Annotated in this window: 16 protein-coding genes; 6 read left to right on the top strand and 10 right to left on the bottom strand. The window is 40.5% G+C overall.

From position 1 onward, the window contains the following. On the top strand, positions 1-1,147 hold a 1,147-nt coding region (locus LNTAR_RS21110; protein WP_007280800.1), incomplete at its 5' end, for a sulfatase family protein. Positions 1,148-1,484: 337 nt separating this feature from the next. Next, positions 1,485-3,866, top strand: coding sequence for a glycoside hydrolase family 95 protein (locus LNTAR_RS21105; protein ID WP_007280798.1), 2,382 nt, complete (start codon positions 1,485-1,487; stop codon positions 3,864-3,866). A gap of 635 nt (positions 3,867-4,501) precedes the next feature. Here the strand turns inward: LNTAR_RS21105 and LNTAR_RS26210 are convergent. After that, positions 4,502-5,212, bottom strand: a complete 711-nt coding sequence (locus LNTAR_RS26210; RefSeq protein ID WP_007280797.1) for a type II secretion system protein — start codon at positions 5,210-5,212, stop codon at positions 4,502-4,504. Positions 5,213-5,413: 201 nt separating this feature from the next. On the opposite strand from LNTAR_RS26210, the gene LNTAR_RS21095 reads away from it, so the two are divergent. Both LNTAR_RS21095 and LNTAR_RS21090 read left to right on the top strand, forming a co-directional pair. Further along, positions 5,414-6,004, top strand: a complete 591-nt coding sequence (locus LNTAR_RS21095) for an RNA polymerase sigma factor (RefSeq protein ID WP_007280796.1) — start codon at positions 5,414-5,416, stop codon at positions 6,002-6,004. Next, complete coding sequence (locus LNTAR_RS21090) at positions 6,001-8,046, top strand: serine/threonine-protein kinase (RefSeq protein WP_007280795.1); 2,046 nt, start codon at positions 6,001-6,003, stop codon at positions 8,044-8,046. The genes LNTAR_RS21095 and LNTAR_RS21090 overlap by 4 nt, the downstream gene beginning before the upstream one ends. On the opposite strand, the gene LNTAR_RS26205 is transcribed toward LNTAR_RS21090, so the two are convergent. Further along, entirely contained in the window at positions 8,043-8,801 is a 759-nt protein-coding gene (locus LNTAR_RS26205) for a type II secretion system protein (protein ID WP_238527788.1), read from the bottom strand. The genes LNTAR_RS21090 and LNTAR_RS26205 overlap by 4 nt on opposite strands. Positions 8,802-8,935: 134 nt before the next feature. Further along, on the bottom strand, positions 8,936-9,670 hold the full coding sequence (locus LNTAR_RS21080; protein WP_083800109.1) for a type II secretion system protein: 735 nt from the start codon (positions 9,668-9,670) through the stop codon (positions 8,936-8,938). Positions 9,671-9,843: 173 nt separating this feature from the next. Here LNTAR_RS21080 and LNTAR_RS21075 point away from each other — a divergent pair, with 173 nt between their 5' ends. Further along, entirely contained in the window at positions 9,844-10,317 is a 474-nt protein-coding gene (locus LNTAR_RS21075; protein ID WP_274377969.1) for a magnesium chelatase subunit ChlI family protein, read from the top strand. Between the two features lie 337 nt (positions 10,318-10,654). Here the strand turns inward: LNTAR_RS21075 and LNTAR_RS21070 are convergent, their stop codons facing one another. The 5 genes from LNTAR_RS21070 to LNTAR_RS26795 form a co-directional block, all read right to left on the bottom strand. Further along, positions 10,655-12,520, bottom strand: a complete 1,866-nt coding sequence (locus tag LNTAR_RS21070) for a LamG-like jellyroll fold domain-containing protein (RefSeq protein ID WP_007280791.1) — start codon at positions 12,518-12,520, stop codon at positions 10,655-10,657. After that, the gene (locus tag LNTAR_RS21065; protein WP_007280790.1) at positions 12,513-13,034 is read right to left on the bottom strand and encodes a sigma-70 family RNA polymerase sigma factor; all 522 of its coding nucleotides are present in this window, start codon (positions 13,032-13,034) and stop codon (positions 12,513-12,515) included. The genes LNTAR_RS21070 and LNTAR_RS21065 overlap by 8 nt, the downstream gene beginning before the upstream one ends. Before the next feature lie 378 nt (positions 13,035-13,412). Then, positions 13,413-14,975 carry a sulfatase family protein gene (locus LNTAR_RS21060; RefSeq protein ID WP_007280789.1) on the bottom strand — a complete coding sequence of 521 codons (1,563 nt, stop codon included), beginning with the start codon at positions 14,973-14,975 and terminating at the stop codon, positions 13,413-13,415. A 177-nt stretch (positions 14,976-15,152) separates the two neighbouring features. Beyond that, complete coding sequence (locus LNTAR_RS21055; protein WP_007280788.1) at positions 15,153-15,851, bottom strand: type II secretion system protein; 699 nt, start codon at positions 15,849-15,851, stop codon at positions 15,153-15,155. Between the two features lie 155 nt (positions 15,852-16,006). After that, positions 16,007-16,711, bottom strand: coding sequence for a type II secretion system protein (locus tag LNTAR_RS26795; protein ID WP_007280787.1), 705 nt, complete (start codon positions 16,709-16,711; stop codon positions 16,007-16,009). A gap of 413 nt (positions 16,712-17,124) precedes the next feature. On the opposite strand from LNTAR_RS26795, the gene LNTAR_RS21045 reads away from it, so the two are divergent. After that, positions 17,125-18,264, top strand: coding sequence for an IS4 family transposase (locus tag LNTAR_RS21045; RefSeq protein ID WP_040915499.1), 1,140 nt, complete (start codon positions 17,125-17,127; stop codon positions 18,262-18,264). A 337-nt stretch (positions 18,265-18,601) separates the two neighbouring features. On the opposite strand, the gene LNTAR_RS21040 is transcribed toward LNTAR_RS21045, so the two are convergent. Both LNTAR_RS21040 and LNTAR_RS21035 read right to left on the bottom strand, forming a co-directional pair. Beyond that, positions 18,602-20,149 (bottom strand): sulfatase family protein, encoded by a 1,548-nt coding sequence (locus LNTAR_RS21040; protein ID WP_007280785.1) that lies wholly within the window; start codon positions 20,147-20,149, stop codon positions 18,602-18,604. Positions 20,150-20,237: 88 nt separating this feature from the next. Beyond that, complete coding sequence (locus LNTAR_RS21035; protein ID WP_007280784.1) at positions 20,238-20,945, bottom strand: type II secretion system protein; 708 nt, start codon at positions 20,943-20,945, stop codon at positions 20,238-20,240. Between the last annotated feature and the right edge of the window lie 111 nt (positions 20,946-21,056).

Raw genomic sequence — 21,056 nt, 5'->3', positions numbered from 1 at the left:
TTCAAAGATGATTGCAGATAGCGGTTATGATTGTGGGATGATTGGGAAATTTCATCTGCTCAGTTCAGGTTACAGAACGGAACCAAGATTAGATGATGGCTTTTCCTTTTGGAAATTCTCCCACGCACCGAGAGATGACTGGGATAGTGGACATGATTACGCCGATTGGGTGAAAGAGCAGGGCGGTGATCTGAACGAAATGCGCAATTCCCCTGAGCGAGTTAGACCTCACTTACACCAAACGAAATGGTCAACAGATATGGCGATTGAATTTATAGATCAAAAACGTGATAAAGATCAGCCCTGGATGCTAAATATCAATATTTATGACCCCCACCCCCCCTTCATTCCACCTGCGGAATACGCAAAAGAATTTAAGGCAGAGGAGATGCCCGGCCCCTATTTTCGTGATAGCGATTTAGCTCAGCAGGAAAAGCTTTCTGTTTGTGATTTTCAGGGGGAAATAAAAACGCCAGAGGGGCACGACGCGCATCAGGCACAGGCCTATTATTATGCGATGATCGCACAAATCGATGATCAGTTTGCACGACTGCTGCAGCATTTGGACGATATGGGTCAGCGAGATAATACTCTCATTGTCTTTACCTCGGATCACGGAGAAGCCTTAGGCGATCACGGGCTTATGTGGAAGGGTTGTCGTTTTTACGAGGGTTTAGTGAAAGTACCCTTGATTATATCTTATCCAAAAGACTTTAAAACTGATCTTGTGGCCGAGGGATTAGTGGAACTTTTCGATATGTCCGCAACTCTTTTAGAAGTGGCAGGCGTCGATATGCCAGAACACTTTCAGGGGCAGTCGCTGATGCCCGTGCTTAAGGGGAATAACAATGGCCAAAAAATCCGTGAGGCCGTGCGTTGTGAATATTTCGATGCCCTGGATCCGCATTTTACTGGAGGCTCAGGTACATTTGCTACTATGTACCGTGAAGGCAACTTCAAACTTTCCATGTATCACGATAAAAATCTAGGTGAACTCTATGACTTAGAGAAAGACCCTTGGGAATTTGATGACTTGTGGGATAAGCCCGAATATACTGAGCTGAAGAATCAATTGATCTACAAGAGTTTTAATCATCACGTTATCAATACCACTGATGTGGGAGCGGAACGCATTGCCCCCATGTGACTTATATCTGCAGTATATTCACAGTTTTAAGTGGTCAGATCGCTTCGCTTGCAGATCGTTCGCAAAGCTCACTGCAGATTTAGATGGGAACGCCAAGCTCCTGCTTGGTCTTTATTGTTGATAATAGATGATTGATTTTAAAAAAAAACGTGCCGAGCAGGAGCTCAGCCTTCCCAGAGATGATGACTGATTTAGGTATTTGCCGAGCTGGAGCTCAGCGTTCCCAGGAGCTTTTAATATTTCTATAATAAAGCTGATTTAATCCTTAACTGATGTTAAGATTTGAGTTCACTAAAGAAGTACATAGCTAATGATTTTAACTTAAGGAATAAATTTAATGATCAAAACTAAGAAGTTCTTAATAGGCGCTTTCTTGTGCGCATCACTGCAAAGCTCTTTTGCGGATACCACATACGATATCAAACACGATAAACCTGCCATGATGCAGGCAAAAGAAAAACCTTATCATTCCAAAGACCCCGTTTGGCAGAAGTACTGCTTGCCAATTGGCAATGGCAAAATTGGTGCCATGGTTTATGGAGGCGTGGAGCAGGAAAAAATCAATTTCACGATTGATAGTCTTTGGTCAGGAAAAGTCGATGGGACTCAAAACCTTGCGGGCAGTTATAAGGGTATGGAGCAACTTCGCGGAATGCTCATGAAAGATGAGTATGATGCCGCACACAAATTAGCGAAGGATTTAATTGGTTCGAGTCCAAGTGCCGATGGTAATTTTGGAACATTTCAGACTTTTGGTGACTTAGTCTTTGATACGGGAATCAAGTTTGAGTCGGTGAGCGATTACCAACGTAAGCTCGATATCAATAATGCCCTTTCCGTCGTTGAATTCACAATGGGTAAGCATAAATACACTCGTACGGCTTTTGTCTCACACCCGGATCAGTGCTTGGTGCTTAGATTCGAAGTATCCGCAGGGGGCTCACAAAATATAAAGCTCGGATTCGAAACACCCAACAAAGACTGGGTGCCCCGTATCAATGGCAATGATATAGTTATTTCCGGAAAGGCTGCGCAGAACCACATGCCGGTCAATGCACGCATTCGTGTGAAGCATGAGGGCGGCAAGTTCAGCGCAAGTAAGGGGACACTCTCTGTGGAAGGCGCTCGAGTCGTAGAGTTTTATCTTTCGGCGGATACCGCATTTGATTATAAGGCTCCCAATCGCATTGGAGAAGCTCCCGATCAAGAGGTCTTAAAAACCCTTAATCAAGCAAGCGAAAAATCTTATGCGGAGCTCTTAGAAAGGCATTTGGAAGATTATAAAGATCTTTTTGATCGTCTCACTATCGACATCGGAGATTCAAGCCTTGAATTGAGAAATATGCCCATGGAAGCTCGCTTGAAAAACTATGGTGATAGTTTGGCGAGCAATGCAAATCCGGACCCAGATTTAATCGAGACCATTTATCAGTACGGACGTTATTTGCTGATTGCGAGTTCTCGGCCAGGGACATTGCCTGCCAATTTGCAGGGTGTTTGGAATAATTCACTGACTCCCCCTTGGGCGGCAGATTATCACATCAATATCAACCTGCAGATGAATTACTGGCTTGCGGGCCCAACCAACCTGATCGAATGTGAAGAACCCTTATTGAAATTTATAGAGTCCTTAGTTGAACCAGGTCGTATTACGGCTAAAGAATACTTCAACTCTGAGGGTTGGATGTCTTATCATGCGACTAATATTTGGGGTCACACCGCACCGCGTGTGGGGCGAGGTAAGGGAAAGCTTACTTGGAAAGCTCTGACAACTTGTTCGCTCTGGCTATCGCATCACCTCTATGAACACTTTGCCTACCGTCAGGATAAGAGTCAACTTAAAAATGAGATTTGGCCTGTTTTAGCAGAGGCCGCAGATTTTGCAGCGGGCTATCTGACACAGCTTCCAGATGGAGCCTACACATCGATGCCATCCTGGTCATCGGAACATGGTTTGATTTCCAAGGGAGCCATTACTGATATTGCCACCACACGAGAGGTCTTGCAATGTGCTTTGGAGTGTGCTGAGATTCTTGGCATTAATAATGAGCGTACAGCGAAATGGAAAAACCGTAAAGATAATTTATTGGCCTATAAAATTGGTCAGCATGGCCAACTTCAAGAATGGCTTGAAGATCGCGATGACCCAAATAATAAACACCGTCATATTAATCACCTCTGGGGCTTACATCCAGGGACACAGATTTCTCCACTAAAAACGCCTAAGCTTGCGGACGCCGCATTAGTGACTCTCGCACATCGTGGCGATGGGGCAACGGGTTGGTCTCTAGGCTGGAAATTAAATTTTTGGACGCGAATGCGCAATGGCGAGAAAGCCATGATACTGTTAAATAATTTAGTAAAAGAAAAGCTTTATCCCAATCTTTTTGATGTTCATCCCCCCTTTCAGATCGATGGTAATTTTGGTGCGACCGCGGGTGTGACTGAGATGTTGCTGCAATCTCAGGAGCGCGATTCAGAGGGACGTTATGTGATTGATGTTCTTCCGGCACTCCCAAAATCCTGGTTGTCCGGCAGTGTGAAAGGCTTAAAAGCTCGCGGTGGTTTTGAGGTAGATATCACTTGGGAGCAGGATAAAATTAAAGAATTGAGTATCACTTCTCTCAAGGGCCATGAATTTGCTTTGCGTCTCAATGGCGAAGTAAAAACGAAGGCGTATAAAACAGCGTCGCAACAAAAGATGAGTTGGCGTTTTTGAAGACTTGAGTCCTATTCAAAATTTAAGTTGGGCAATTATTTAGGGCTTTAGCCCGGCATAATGTGGCGTGAGCCACACGTCCTGGATAATGTTTTCACCCGCCTGTCTGGCAAGACCTCACGACTGTGAGTCCGGCATATACCGAACCCAAGTGTGGGACCTCGCGATTTTATATGATCTTATTCATAGCCCTAACGGAGTATGCTACCCTCTGTCGGACTCACAAGTGAGCCCTTTTTCGTATTAGAACATGGTTTCACATACCCCTGACGGAGCATGCTACTCTCTGTCGGTGCTTCGCAGCTAAACGGGAGTCAGCAAGGAGGGCTTTAGCCCGGCATAAATGAGATTGTGGCGTGAGCCACACGTCCTGGAAAATGTTTCATGTCCTGGAGAATGTTTTTGCCCGCCTGTCTGGCAAGACCTCACGACTGTGAGTCCGGCATATACCGGACCCAATTGTGGGTCCTCGCATTTTTATATGATCTTTTTCATCCCCCTGACGGAGTATGCTACACTCTGTCGGACTCACATGTGAGCCCTGATAATTTAGATATTCTCAGTCATGCAGTTTTCGGTGTATGCTAAAAGCTATCGGCCTTATTTCATTCTATATTATTGCCGGATTAATAGTTCTATTGTGTAAGGCCGTCGAATCGGAACTTGTCAATACCCCAATTATTAGCATTATTCCAGGGATGACCACTGGTATTTTGGTCAAAGCCGATCATTTGAGGATTGCTGAATATATACGTATAATTCATTGCTTTGACATGCCCGTCGGCAAATAGCCCATTAGCTTTGTCGCCCACATGTCGGGGGGCGATAAGATTGGTGTTGAAATAGATGTCAGCACGGCTGTGGGCATCCATGGTAAAAATGACTTCGGAGGGCTTTGCCAAGCCAGTGAGCGTCTCACCATCCCTAAGATAGCGATTCATGGGAAAACTGGACTCCCACCATAAACTTGTATGCCAGCCCTCTCTTTTTTGAGACGGGCAGAACCATAGGTCCATGTTTTGGACATAATTGTAATCATAAATCGATTTATAGGATTTGCCAGAAACTTTTGAAAGAACCCCCCCACGGTGACCTCCCCCACGATAATAGTTATTGCCGTTATATCCCATGGTCCTTGGCAAGAATTGGTTATCATTATCATCTAGATACATGAAGTTAGCTATGCTGATTTGTTTTTGCTGACTGACACAAACCGCTTTTCTTGCTTCGCCTCTTGATTTAGAAAGCATAGGCATGAGAAAGGAAGCGAGGATGCCAATAATCGCAATGACTACCAATAATTCTATGAGGCTAAAGTGCAGTTTCTTTATGTAAGATTTTTTCATTAAGGGCCTCTGATTTCATTATATTTTATAATAGAAGTCAGTTTAAATCAAGATCTTAACAGGAAAGTAGAAAATAATTAAGCTATCTGTTTAAAATTCACTCATTCTGCTTAGTATAGTCTTGAAATTAGTGATGATTTAATAGATCATTAAAGCATGAATAAACTTGTCCCTTATGGTGACATAAATAATAGGAAACTAATGGATAATTGGAACACGAGAGAATCTTTGCTCTTACGAGCATCAAATCCCGACGATCATGAAGCATTTGAAGAATTTGTTTATTACTACAAGAATTTCATCAGCATGGTTTTTGTTAAAATGGGAGTGAATGATAGCCATGTTGACGACCTCAAGCAAGATCTATTAGTTAAGCTTTGGAGAGATATCAGCAAGTTTGATTCGACTCGAGAAAACTCGAATTTTCGAGGCTGGCTCAGCGTCGTTATTCGACATGAGGTTTATCGATTTTTTAGAAAGACTAAGAAAACTCAGACGGATGAACTGCCAGATAATCACCTCAATCTCTCAGAAGAGAGTGAAGTCGATAAGATGATTGAAGATGAGTGGAAGGCCTATGTTACTTCTTTGGCAGTAGAAAAAGTAAAGTCTTATTTTGATGGTAATGCGCTCAAGGTTTTTTATTTAACCTTAGAAGGCAAGAATGCTGCTGCCATTGCCGAAGAACTCGATATGTCAGAGAACTCAGTCTACGTTTTGCGATCACGAGTTAAAGCCCGTTTCCAAAGTGAAATCCGTCAACTAAGAATGTTTTTGGAAAATCACCAATGAACAAAAAATCGGATCAGTTTATCGCGATTCCGAAAAACCTGGATTATCGGGCAACTGATTTTTACGATATGGAAGAAGATGAGCGCGATGTTCAGAGTACTCAACTCTACAAAGAGCTTTCTGATATTTCGAAACGCTATACCGAAGTCAAAGAGATTGCCTCTGGGGGGATGAAAATCATTTCTCGTGCTTATGATCAAAAGACAAGCCGCTATGTGGCGATGGCAACTATTAAAGAGAGTTTGGGCTCGGAATCCTATGGTCCCTTTTTAGCGGAGGCACGCCTTACTGCGGCTTTACACCATCCCAATATTATTAAAGTGCATGACATTGATTACCAAGGCGATGGTTCTCCTTATTTTACCATGGATCTCAAATTGGGTGATTCACTCCATGAAATTCTCAATAAGCTACAGCAAGGAGATGAAGCGTACTCAAAAACTTACACGAGAGAATCACTGCTAAATATTTTTATTAAAATTTGTGATGCCGTTTCCTATAGTCATTCGCAAAGTGTCTTGCATTTGGATATAAAGCCAGAGAATGTTCAGGTGGGCGATCATGGTGAGGTTTTGCTTTGTGATTGGGGTTTAGCTCGTCAATTAGGTGATAAAACAAATGATACCCTAGAGCTTTTGAGTATGGATTTTCTCAGGGGAGAAACCCTTGTTGGAAAAGTACGCGGTACACCTGGTTTCATTGCTCCAGAGCTTTTAGAAGACAAATCTAAAAGGGGCTACCGATCAGATATTTATGCTCTCGGCGCAGTACTCTATAGTATTCTCACCTTAAAAGCACCCATTGATGCTGCAGATGTAATTGAAATTTTGCGTAAAACAAAAGAGGGTATGCTCGTGCCTCCTATTGAACGTAGCCCCGACAGATCGATCGCTCAGAGTTTGAATGCAGTTGTGATGAAAGCCATGGCATTAGATAAATATGAGCGCTATCAAACGGTGGCAGAACTCACTGAAGACGTGAGGAAGTATTTATTTGGCTTTGCGACCAGCGCAGAAAATGCGGGTTTTATAAAAGAGTTTTCTTTGTTTTATAAAAGGAACCGTAATGCGAGTCGCATTGCGGGGCTAGCTGTCTTAGTGATCGTTGTTTTTACCAATGCATTTATCGTTAAACTAGAAAAAGCACGGCAGCAAGAGCATAGCCTTCGCTTAGTTGCTGAACAAGAAAAGAAAAAAGCCGAGGAGAATTTTCAAAAATATAAAGAAGAAAAAGACTTAGCTGACCTTACCTTGTCGACCGATCCATCTATTGTATTAGCGAAACTCAAAGAGTATTACCATAGAAATTTTTTAAGTTCTCCCAAAGAGACTTTAGACGAAATTATGCGTTCTCTCGAACGTATTAAGCAATCAAATGATTCAGCCATTATACTTTACGAGTTCAAGGGCGATGTGCACTTCGTAAGGCAGGAGTTTGATTTAGCCTTGAACGAGTTGAAAAAAGGTCGTGGTGCAGAAAGTAATATGAACCTTTTTAGTTCCCTAAAATCTATAGAGGACTACAAAAGTGGGCAAGAGCCAGCCCCCCTTTCAGTCATTAGAAAGCTCATAAAAAGTCTACGAGGAAACTTCCTTCAACAACAGGTCCGCATGATGCTGTACGATCGTGAAGTCAGAGCAAATGACCTAGAACATCTAGAGTTAGTTAAAATGGTCTTTAAAGAAATAAATCGTACGAGTGAAATAGAGCAATTTGAATTTGATTTCGAAACGAAGACCTTAACCATCTCCGGTGACTTCGTTCGTTGCAGTGTGTATATCAGTCAATTCGATCGCCAAGTGTCTTTAATATCGACCTTAAAACCAGAACATTTAATTCTTAAAAAATCAAAACGTTTTAATATGGCGAGTTTAGATGCTTTGAAACTAAAAAGCCTTGATCTTACTGAAATGCCATTAAAAAAAGATAATAGGATGCTGACTAATAGTGTTACAGAAAAGCTTATTATTAGTCAAAAAATGACTGATCCCGAACTCTTAAAAATCCTACAAAAAGAAAATAATCTTGAAATAAGACCTTAAGGAGCAGCAGTAGCTCCAATAGCACTTTCAAAAAAGGGGTGCCAATTGTTATTCATACGACGTCCACTCCACATTGCGTAAGGAAGATTTAGAGTCACTACTGATCCGTCAGTTACGGCTAAATTGAGTTTACCGGTGTTCCCATGTACTTTCGAACTCCCAATTTTAATATTACTACCGCTAGTGTTTACGAAGTCCCAGAGCAAGGGTCTTCTGTTCGATCCAGTAAAAATGAGCTGAGGATTGCCGTAATTTCTTATATTGAGTTCATTCCCTGGCTTGGGCGTATTATCACCATTTTTATCCATAAAACCAGAGTAGCTTCTCCCTTTATTAGTTGTCCATATAGAGCTGCTAGTATCGTAATCACTTGCTGGGCATCTGTATATAGCCATGCCACCTGTGTGATTGTTTATTTCTTTGCCGATATAAGGTTCGAGGACTTGCTCTTGCGACTCGTGAAAATATAAATTATTTGTTCCATCATAGTAACGATTGGAGATCATCCACTCATTACCATAATTTGTAGCCCACATAGCTCCTTCATTATCATCTGCAAACAACATTTGAGTGGTCGTCAATTGCTTGAGGTTATTTTTGCAAACTGCTTCACGTGACTTCTGCCTAGTACTGCTGAGGCTGGGTAATAGCAAGGAGGCTAATATACCAATGATAGCTACGACGACGAGGACTTCTATTAAAGTGAATTTCTTTTTATTAAAACTCTTAAGTGGCATATCTAACCTCATTATCATTGGTTAATTCTATATCTTTTCTATAGAAGACACAAGATTAATGGATCTTAACAGCAAATAAATTTTTTTTTACTGTTCAAATTTGGGAGAACTCATCAGTTTGTGCGGTATTATGTACGAGGTGATTTTATGATTTAGTAAGCACTTACTCCCAAGGCAGACTCAAAATAGGGAACCCATGTAGCATTCATTCGTTTATCGTCCCATACACCCGTAGGGAGACTATATTTAATCACACTACCATCTGTTACTAATAAGTTGAGTTTATCATTATTATTGTGTATTTTAGAAGTGCCTAAAGCAGAAAACCAAGTGATATAATCAGACATAAAGGGTTTTCTCGTCGAATGTTCAAAAATAAGTGGACCACCATAATTTCTTATGGACACTTTATCTACTTTTGAAGGCTTGGTATAAAAATAATCCATGAAGCCATTGTAAGTGCGGCCAGCACTAACGCCTGCAGTATAAGAATCTGGATCATATTGGGTATCGGGGCATCGATAAATGTCTTTAAATGTAGAGGAGTCACTTCCATCCTCTTTGCCTAAATAGGGTTCCATCATTTGTTCCCCATTAGGATAAAAGTTAACTTCTACAAAATCTGTATCATTCGCTTTTTCAGGTCGGTATTGTGTCTCTATCATCCATCGAGAACGCAAATTATGGGCATATACTTTTCTGTCATTATCATCAGCAAAAGCCATTTGATAAGAAAATAATTGTTTGAGATTGTTAGCACAATGCACTTGTCTTGCTTGCCTTCGTGCCCTTCCTAGACTTGGTATTAGGAAACTTATAAGAATGGCGATAATAGCTAAGACGACCATTACTTCTATTAGTGAGAATTTTTTTGTGTTCTGGCTCATTTATGACCTCTATTTATGATTGTCAATCGATAGAAGTCATTGCCCGTAGATGTCTTAACACCCTGGATAAGAAAAAATTTAAATAAAAAATAAGTTATAAAAGATTGTTGATAAAGATATATATGATTAAGTTGTTGTAAATAAAGGCTTTAAGGTAGCCGCAATGACTTTAGATTTATCCCTGTGGCTTTTTTGGAAGTCATAGCCACGAGTGCCGGTGCACTTCCACGCAGATACAAAGGTACCGAAATAAGATCTCTGGACCGCTCTTGGATCGCATTGATTTGCATTTGGAAGTGAACCCCTTGAGTCAGCAAGAACTGATGAATAAAGCCAACGGCGAGAGCTCAGAACCTATCCGCGAACGCGTTGAAAAGGCGAGGGTGTTGCAATACCAACGCTTTGGTGAGAGCCGCACCAATGCTAGCCTCAATGCCAAAGAACTGCAAGAAATCTGTGAACTGGATTCAGGAAGCCGAAGCTTGCTTGAACAAGCGATCTCCAGTCTCGACCTCTCAGCTCGAGCCTACGACCGCATTTTGCGAGTCTCGCGAACTATAGCCGATTTGGAAGCTAGCACTGCGATTCAAGCCCAACATATTGCCGAAGCCATTCAGTACCGCACTCTCGACCGCAAGCTGTGGTGAAGCATTTTATTGGATTGCATGTTTACATCAGGGGTTAAATTAAGATTCCTACTTCTAATAGATGAAGTTAGGAGGGTGCCGCCATTAATAGGGCTTGTTGTTAGGTGGGCGTATAAATAAGTCTAAAGACGAATATATTGTCATCTTATATGATCACGATTGAGCAGTTAACGATGAATTTTGCTCTATGCGCCGTTCCTTCAGAACGGAATGATGAGGACAAACTAAGACTCTATGGTTGAAACCATCGATTGAGTTATGCTCAGTGCCTTTGGCACGGTCTCTTTCCATCTCTAAGACACAAAGAAAATCGTTAACTACCTAGTCGTATAGATGATTATGGTTGGCTATCCTGTTCTTGTTGGATTTTACTAAGTAACCTTCCTGATCTATTGAGTGATTTTACCTGATCTATAGTGAGCGCATGGTTAAAAATGGCTATTTCATCTAAGCGTCCGTTCCAGTGGCCCGGATTTCCTTTGTCTGCCTGACCATCCACTTCAGATAATTTTGTACCAATACCAAGCCCATTTATGTTTGGGTTGACTCTCAAGCCGTTGATACGTGTTTTAGTTAATTTTTTGCCGTTTCGATAGAGGGTGACATGAGTCCCATCGTGGACAAAAGCAACATGATGCCATGAACCTGTCGGTATGGGTATGTCTTCAGTGATGTGATGACGTTCTCCATCAAGGTCCTGAATTTCCACGTCCAGATGTCCTAATTGGTTTAAACCAAAGTGAAATTGACCGTAATTAAATGCATCCCAATTTTTAAGAATGGTGGCCCACTGTGGGCGGCTATGAGCATTGACCCATGCGGTAACGGAAATTTCGTTAAATCTAGCTTTTGGATAATTGCTGACGTGAATAAATGATTTATGGTTAACACCGGCCAATCTTAGTGCGTTACCACTTTTGCCACGAGCTAAAATGGTTGATTGATTTTTACGGATGTTTGCCGTGCCATCATTCTTATAATTTGACCAGTCTTTAAAAATGTTGCCATCTTCGGTTACATCCATAGGGAAGTAAAGAACAGGGTTAAGTGCAAGGATATTTTTACTGTATTCAGATTCAGGTTCATTGAGGTTTCTAATAAAGAAATTTCGCTTGAGGTCAATACCAGCTGCAATGGTTTCAACAAATTTACTGTTATCACTTTGTTGATAAATAATTCGAAGGGCATTCCCAGCATCAAGTAATTTGTCTGAGACATCGCCTTGATTAGTCCATTCTACACGTACTTGTCCTTTGTAAACATGAGCTTCAATATATTCATCTTCCTCTACAATGACAGAAAATTCAGTTCCGAGATCAATGATTGAAGCGCACGGAGTTTCTACAGTGAAGCCTTTACCACTTTCAGGAACATTCGCGGAAAGTCGCCCAGATTGGCAATTAATAAGCATGTCGGATTCAACAGTGAAACGAGTAGGGGCTTCAATTATAGCAGCCACACCATTGTTGTAGGAAATTTCTAATATACCTCTTTTTAAATTATATGAGCCAGTAGGTAACCAAGATCCGGGTTTAATGGTTTGGCCATCGAGGCCACCATATTCAAATTCGGTAGCAATGGCTTTGTTAACCTTGGCAATGACTTCTCCTCTAAAAGGAGTTTCACTGACAAGTTCAGGCTGAACACTTAGGGACTGTTGTTTGTTGCCAATAATAAAGACAGCAATAAAGAGGGCAGCTAAAGAAGTGATCATAGTGGCAAAAGAAATGATACGGACTTTATGATTCTCTTCTTGCTTTTCGTTTCGTTTATTATGAACTGCAGGGCGTTCAAATATCAAAGCATTATACTTTTCAGAGAGGACGCTATGTGTTTGGCAGAGCTCGAGGTAGTGCTGTCGAGATGCCTTCGAATTCTTTAATTCTTTCTTGAGTATATTGAAATCTTCATCAGAAATGGATTGCTCGAGAAGTTGGTTGATAAGCTTTTGCAATTCATCCTCATTCATAGAGTCATGACTTTCTTCCTGCACTTTCCTTTGAACAGTTTTAGCGGGAGGTCGTTCAAAGATTAAAGCATTATACTTTTCAGCGAGGATGCTGTGAGATTGGCACAGATCTAGGTAGTGTAGGCGTGATTCTTTCGAGCTCTTTAATTCTTTCTTAAGAAGGGTGAAATCTTCATCTGAAATTGATTGTTCGAGCAGCTGATTGATAAGCTTTTGCAATTCCTCCTTATTCATACGGCTGACCTTTCAAAGTTTTCACACATTGAGTTAAATTGTTTCTAGCTCGAAAAAGTGCTTGAGCAATGGAGTTTGCTGTGCTTTTAAGATCTTCGGCCATTTGGTTAACGCTTTTGCCAATGGTATAACGCATTTTTATGAGGTCGCGTTGACGATCAGGTAGTTGGCTCATGCAGCTATCAATTTTCCCCTGTTTGATGTTATAGAGTTCATCAGCTTCTGTTGACTCGGCGATGATTTCCTCAATCATATCGTCATCAAAAACGAGGCGATCACGCATTTTTCTCTGACGATGAGCCATAACTTGGAAATTGGCAATCCGAAAAGACCAGGCCTTGAAGTTACTGCCCATTTCGAATTCGCCAGATTTTTTCCAAAGAATTATATTGGTTTCTTGAAGTATGTCATTGGCGCCGTTTGGATCGCCAGTAAGACTTAAAATAAAAGCGTATAGTCTACCCTGAAAGGATGTCATCAATTCGATGAATTCTTCTGTTTGATCAATATCCATAATAAATCCTTCATGATTGTCGTATTATACGATCTTAGCGTTTGAGTAAAAATCAAAACTCTAGAACGTAAAGCGACAGTTAAAACTTCTCTATGTAAGCACAATATGCTGGATAGGGGATGTATTACGGTATTTTATGAAAAAAAAATACTTTTTTTAATTAAACCTGAATTCGTGAACTACATTAAGTTAATCATCTTGGTCTTTTACCTTCATTGACTTACAACTTTTTTCAAAAGACCTACGGGTATTCCTGCAAAAAGTTGCAAAGTTCTGAAAAATAAAATCCCTAAGAGATTATTCTAAAGCCAGCTCACTGATTCAGGTAACAGTTTATTTAATCTAATTTGGAAAAGGATTGGTCTTTTATTGGATAGATTAATTTAATTCACCAAAAGGGCGCTCAAATTCTTTCAGTTGTTTGGAGAGCTTTTTTTTCATCTCTTCTGCAACTTCGGGATTTTTTTGAAAAAGATTATTAGATTCTTCTGGATCTCTATCGATACGATAAAGTTGATCTTTGAGAAAGTAATTTTTGTTTTGAGCCGAAGAGTAATAGCCGAGGTGATTATTCTTCACGAGATAGGGCACATCTAAAATATCGCCACGGTAGGATTGGAATTGGCCGCCTTTAGCAATTTGTTTATGAACTTGTTCGGGGTAGCGAACGGCAATGTATTTCCACTTCTGTGTTTTGACGGTTCGCGCATAGCCAATTTCACCATAGATAAAGTCGTGGATTTCTTCTGTATTGCCATTAAAAATTGGCATGAGGCTTTTTCCTTCAAGTTTGAGTTCCTTGCTGGGCGTAATTCCACAGGCTTCAAAAATGGTGGGAGCCAAGTCTAGAGTTTGAATCATTTGTGGGCTAATACTTTTTTTGGTGATTTTATTTTTCCACTGAATGATCATGGGGATTTTTAAGCCCCCTTCAAACACTGTTGCTTTTTGGTACTTTTCGAAGCCGTGATCACTCATGTAAACGATGATGGTGTTCTCCTCGATTTTATGTTCACGGAGTTTATTGAGGATGACAGCAATACTATTATCTAGCCAAGTATAGGCCGCAGTTCTGAGCGGGTAGCCGGCTTTTAGAACTCTTTTTTTCGTTTCTTGTCTGCCTTCCATATTATCAAAAGCCTCAGGGAAAAACCCTGCACTGGTCATGCGTATGTCAGCATCCAGTGAATAAGGGAACTTTTTACCCTGAATGATATCCGGGTCGGGGCCGTGATGAGCTGTTGTGGAATAATAGAGGAAGAAGGGCTGGTCTTTGTTTTGATCAATAAAGTCTGCCGCGGCCTTTGCCGTCCATTCGACATTGTGGACATTTAGGGCATCATTCCATAACTCACGAGTATTGGCGAGGTAATAAGCATCGACATAATCAAAACCGTGCTTCATCATCATTTTGCATAAGACCTCGTGATTGTGGCGCATTTTGGCGTTAACCTCAGGGTCTTTAGGATCATCTTTTTGACCATATACTTTTAGGCCATGCTTTTCCCAAAGTTTAGTTCCGCCCGCACTGAAATGTTCTGAGATGTGCGACTTGCCGACAAAGCCGGTTTTATAACCGTGTTTTTGCAGTTCTCCGGCAATATTGAGTTTATCGTTTTCCAGAGAGACAAAATTCTCTATACGCATAGCTTTGTTTTTAGGCATGCGTTTGAGGAAGTGTTTATCATTGCAATGCGCCGGGTGGCGGCCAGTTAAAATAGCGTATCGAGCCGGTGAACAAACGGTGCTTGCCGTATTGGCATTAGTAAATCGAATACCATTGTCCGCGAGGCTGTCGATATTGGGAGTAAGAGCATTGCCACCATAGCAGGCGAGAGTCTTATAAAGCTGATCATCTGTAACAATAAAAATGACGTTTGGCTTTTGTGCGTGACAAATAATGGAAATGATAAGTACGTAAAAAAATAATATAACTTTCATGGAATAAGGACTGTTTATGTTTTTAGGCAAAAGTGGTATTTTAAATATTCTATTGTCTCTATTTATTAAGTTATTCTCTAAATCTTAATCGCTTTTTTGTAATTTAGAATTTTTTTTGACTTTTACCTTAGGCAATCGTTTATAAGAATAGGCCTTTTGAATTCCAACAGTACTTAGTTATTGAAAATCATCTTGATCATTTACTAGATCGTTCATAGATGCACCTTGTCCAATAGTCATAAATTCAACGTGTCCTCCCATGTATAGGGCAAGTGATTTGTCTTTATATGCATAAGCTGCATGGCTACTGCTAGTAGGATCATATTCGGTTTTCTTTAGCTTTGTTTTGGATTCAGCATCCTTATTTGGAGATGTTCCTGGCATGATAAAAGGCTCAATTTTTCCTGAAAGTGAGTTTAAGGTGAAGCTATTACTATCTTTACCAAAATACCTATTAATACTGTAGGTAGAAAGACCACTTCCATTATGCTCAATAGAATCTCGTTCAGCAAGTAAAACGGGGCAAAACATCATTTTACTGTAAGTGGAGTTGGCCATTTCTTCTTTTGCGGTGTCATTGTCTAATGAAAACATTCCAAATGAACTTTCATACGCCATTCTTGCCCAGTAGGTGTCGTTGCCGTTATTTCTTGGATGAAAATTATCATCGGCTCTAAAAATTATGTCATTATTGTTATCTACGTAAATCATTGTAGCTAGATGAATCTGCTTTAAATTGTTAATAGACAATGTTGTCTGTGAAGTTTTTCTTGCTTTGCCTAATACTGGGAGCAGTAGGGAAGCAAGGATACCGATGATTGCGACTACGACGAGTACTTCGATTAAAGTGAATTGTTTTTTGTCAGGTTTTGCCATTTTGCCTTCTCTTGTTAATATACCTTTTATGGTATATATTTGGAGGATTCACAATATTACGCACATTTTTAAAATTTGTTAAAAAAATGTTAGGAAAGCGAATTATGTTCTAGGAGGATAAGTGGAGGGAGATTATAAAATTGTAGACAATGATTTTATTGGAAATCGCTATCTTCTTCCACTATTGCGTCAATTGACCCGCCATGTCCAGCGGACATTGTTTCAACGTGGCCACCAATGAATAAAGCTAGAGCTTTGTCATTATAAGAATAAGCTGGGAAGCCATTGTCGTTTTCTTCGAATCTTGAGTTGTCGAGTTTTGAGTCTGCATGAGCCGCACTTTGACTGTTTGATGGTGTTCCGGGCATGATATAAGGTTCAATTTTTCCTGAAAGGGCATTTAGGTTGTAATCATTATTGGGTTTTTCAAAATATACATTCATGCTGTAGGCGGAGCGACCGCCATGTCTGTTATTGATAGCATCCCGTTCACCAAGTAATACCGGGCAATATAGCATGCCATTGTATTTCGAGTCATTGTCCATTTCTTCTTTTGCGGTGTCGTTGTCTAATGAAAACATTCCAAAGATGTGCTCATAGATTGTTCTGGGCCAGTCGGCGCCACCTCCACCTTTTGGGTGTACATTGCCTGTGGCATAAGGTAATACGCTATTGTTATCATCAGCATAAATCATTGCAGATATAGAGATTTGTTTTAAATTATTGATAGATAAGGCTGCTTGAGAAGTTTTCCTTGCTTTGCCTAAGACGGGCAGTAGCATGGAAGCTAAGATTCCAATAATTGCGATTACGACGAGTAATTCAATCAAAGTGAATTGCTTTAAACAATATTTTTTCATTCTACCAGTCCTTATATTCTTCTACCATTATTAGGTATATAAAGGAGAATGCAAAAATATTACGCACTCTTTTAGAAAATGTTAAAGAAATATATAACAACTCAGAAGTGTTCGGCATCGAAAATGCTTAAGTTAGTGCTTAAGCATTTTGAAAAAAGTTAAACCTTTTTAATCCCACCAGTAATTGTGCCAAAATTCGCGATTTTTTTATAGGTGAATTTATTTTCGTCCTGAGGCTTAGTACACCGCACTCGTAAGTAATTAACACGACTCTTCCTCTGTCATGATCAAAAAAAGAGACTAACTGTACTTAGGGTCACTCTATTTTGCGACTTTGTAAACTGCTTTAAATCAACGCTTTACGAACACTTTACTTTCTGGATTATATCTATATCTTCCTAACTATGAAGAAGATGACCAAAACAGAAGAACGAAACCTTAAGCGCTGGTGCTTGGTTCAAGAGTTCAGAGAGAAACTGACAAAAGAGCTTGAGCACCATCCGCGTCACCCCTCCGAAGATGACCCTCGACGCAAATTGCATTACCTCGATTATGCCTCAGCTATTCTCTTTACTTTGTTTAACCCTGTGTTGAAATCTATGCGAGGGCTTTGTGCTGCCAGTGAGTTAAAAAAAGTTCAAGAACATGTGACCCTTGGAAAAATAAGTCTAGGAAGCTTTTCCGAGGCACAACATGTTTTTGATGCGACTTCTTTACAACATTTAGTTCAAAAGTTATCCTCAAAAATTCCCATTAATAAAATCCAGGATCGAAGTCTCTTAGCTGCTGTCAAGGATTTAGTTGCAGTAGATGGATCTTTATTTCAAACCTTAACGAGGGTGCTCTGGGCTGAATGGCTCGATGAAAACCACAAAGCAGCAAAGCTTCATTTGGGTTTTTCTCTACTAAAGCAAAGTGCTGTTGATGCTGTTATAACTGCCGGGAATAGCTGTGAACGGAAAGCTCTTCTCAAGATGGTTCAACCAGGCGTCATGTATGTTTGCGACCGTTATTACGGCTTGGATTACAGTTATTTTGAAGAGCTTCAACAACGTGGAGCACTTTTTACTATTCGCATTCGCAATAAACCCAAACTTACTGTGATCAAAGAGTATGAAATCACCGAAAAGGATCGCAAGGAAGGGGTAATCTCTGACCAGTTAGTCTACCTTGGGGACACTGATCGCGAACTCAAGCCAATAAGACTGGTAAGAACGGGCGCATTTAATGATAAAGAAATCCTTTTGGTAACCTCAGAAGCTCCTGAAAAACTGAATGCCGCTATTATCAGTACGATTTATCGTCAGCGCTGGCAAATTGAAGTGTTTTTTAAATGGCTTAAATCCATTTTAGGCTGTCGCAAACTACTCGCTGAATCTTCCAATGGTGTCGCAATACAAATGTATTCGGCGCTTATCGCCGCCATCATGCTGTTTGACTTGTTTGGCAAGAAACCAACTTTAAGACAAATGGAGATGATACAGTTCTTTTTCCTGCGCTATGCCTCAGTTGAAGAACTTGATGATGCAATTGCACAAAGTAAACAAAACTAAAATATAGACGCATGCTTCGCAGGGGTCTTGTAATCTACCCCTGCCCGGATGAGACCTTAATTCTGATAGGTGTTTTATAGAATTAGAGATAAGCCTTTAGGTGCGCTTCATTTTTTGCGATTCGTGGTGTTTTTCTCAAAAAAGACCAAAGATGCCGAACACTTCTGATAACAACTTGTTTTAGTAAGCGAATTTATATTTTAATTTTACATGTATTAGCAGTAGATATACTGCAAAATAAATGAGCTCTATTTTTTGCGGAGATCGCAAAAATAGAGCTCGAAAACTTCTGACCTTTAATGAAGTTAAAGGCGTTTAGTTTATTTCCCGGTAGCTTTTATTTATTATGCTTTTTAATCGCATCAAGGATAATGTCGAACTCGCCTTTAGCTAAAGTATTAGGGCCGGGGATGAATTCACCGTAAGGACGGTTTGGGAATAGTTGTAGCGCATTGAGCAATTTACTTTGCATGTCCATAATAATAGCTTCCTGAGCAGGGTCTTCGGCTAGATTGCTTTCTTCGAGTTCATCCTGTTCAAGGTTGTAGAGCTGATCATAAGCAATAGCTTCGGGTTTTTTTGCGCTACGGCCAATGCCGCCAGATAAACCAAGGAGTCTTTTGGCGTACCTATCTGATTCTTCAACAGCCTCTAGGTCTTCTCTCGTGTAACGCAAGGTGATGTAATTCCACTCTTTTGTTTTTATAGCACGGGCTGGGCCAACTTCGCAGTAGACGTGATCACGTGTGGATTTCCGAGGTCGAGTAAATAGTTTTTTGAAGCTTATACCGTGCATTTGATATTCTTCGGGTTTCTCAATGCCTGCAACATCAAACCAGGTAGCAACGAAATCAGTATTCTGAAGTAGGGCATCGCATCTCTTGCCAGCTTTCATTCCTGCTGGCCAGCTCATGATACAGGGAACTTCAGTTCCACTTTTGTGTAAAGATGCTTTGCCTTCACTGCCGTGGTCGGCAACAAAACAAATGATTGTGTTATCGGCAATGCCAAGCTCTTCAAGGCGATCCATAAGAAGGCCAAGGGAGTCATCCATCCATAAAATACCACTTTTCTCTTCTGGCTCTAAGCCAATTTCGAGAACACGTTCGCGTAGGGAATCGCGATCCATGACTCCAAGAGGGGAGTCAATGATGCCTTCTCCAGTAGTTAAAGGTTCGTCTATAGAGGCGTCCCAATTTTTAGAGGGGCCGTGAGCGAGTGTGGTGCCGTAGTATAAGAAAAAGGGCTTGTCTTTGTTGTCTTCGACAAACTCCAGTGCAGCGCTAATGGTCCACTCTGGATTGTGATGATTGAAAGGTGCTTTGAGGTTTCCTAGGTAAACGTTTTTAGCCCAGTCGAAGCCACTACCCTTAATGAGGTCGCGAGTTTGCTTTTCTGCAAAGAATTTTTGATCGTTGACTTCTTCGCTGTAAGGGATGTTTTTTTCAGGCTCATCTATACTATTGTAAGATGAAGCAACATGGTATTTACCAACGAGTCCGGTGACATAGCCATTATCGGATAAAACCTGTGCGACATTCATGTTGTCGTCTTCCAGACCTAAATCAAAGGCAGGTCCACCCTGATAGCCTTCGGGGTAGGCATTTAAATACTTTTCTGAGTATGAGAAGCCAGCGTAGCGACCAGTTAGACATGTGTAACGGGATGCAGTACAAACGGTTGAGGTCATGTGCATTTTATCAAAGGTAATACCATTTTTTGCGAGGCGCTTCAGGCTCGGTGTCAGATTCCGTGGTCCCGTATATTCACTACAGTCCTGTTTGTCGTAATCATCGACAAGGAAAAAAATTATATTGGGTTGTTCGCTCTGGGAAAAAATTGCTGTTGGGAGTAAAAATAAAGCTAGCAATAGTGTTTTGTACATGCTTGTGGTCCTAATATGTTTTTTGGAAAATTTTTATTTAAAGTAATAAGTGGGTTTTTATCAAGGATTCAGGCTTCTTGATAATGCTCTATTCAAAGTCTCTTCTATCACCCATTAAATCATCAATTAATCCGCCCTGTGAAATACTCATGAATTGAATACTGCCATCAATGAAGAGCCCAAAGGTTTTTTGATTCGTATAGGAGTATGCTGGATAACCATGACTTAGCTCGTAGCGGGATCCTTCGAGATTGGCATCGGATTGGAGTTCATTTTTATTATTTGACGATGTTCCAGGCATGATGTAGGGTTCGGTTTTTCCCATAGAGCCTACGTAGGTTAATCTAAAGTTGTTTCTGTCTATTGAAAAGTAATTGTTCATACTGTAGCTGGAGCGCCCATCAACGTGGTGATCGGTTAGAGTACGTTCACTTTTTAATACAGGGCAGAACATCATATCGTTATATGTTTTGTCGTTTGCCATTTCTTCTTTGGCAGTGGCGCGATTATCTGAAAAAGGTCCAAACATATTTTCATAAATCATTCTTGGCCAGTCAACTTCACCGCCGCCTGAACGTTGGTTTTCATGACTTTTACACAGTTTTTTATCGTTGTCGGAGGCGTAGATCATAGCACCCTTGTAGATTTGATTTAAATTGCTTACCGACACGGCAGTTCTGGCAGATAGTCGTGCGTTGCTCAATATTGGGATTAATAATGAAACAAGTATCGCGATTATTGCGATGACGACGAGAAGTTCAACTAAACTAAATTGCTTTTTTGTATATTTTACCATTGCCTGATCCTGTTTAATGTAGTGTACCAATAATGGTATATATTAGAGGATCGAAAAATATTACGCTCATAATAACATTTTTTTTTTACTTTTTTCAATTTGAGCTTATTT

It is taken from the genome of Lentisphaera araneosa HTCC2155, assembly GCF_000170755.1.
Lineage (GTDB): Bacteria > Verrucomicrobiota > Lentisphaeria > Lentisphaerales > Lentisphaeraceae > Lentisphaera > Lentisphaera araneosa.
The sequence above is the reverse complement of the archived record's forward strand: the minus strand, read 5'-3'. Positions and strand labels throughout refer to the sequence as shown.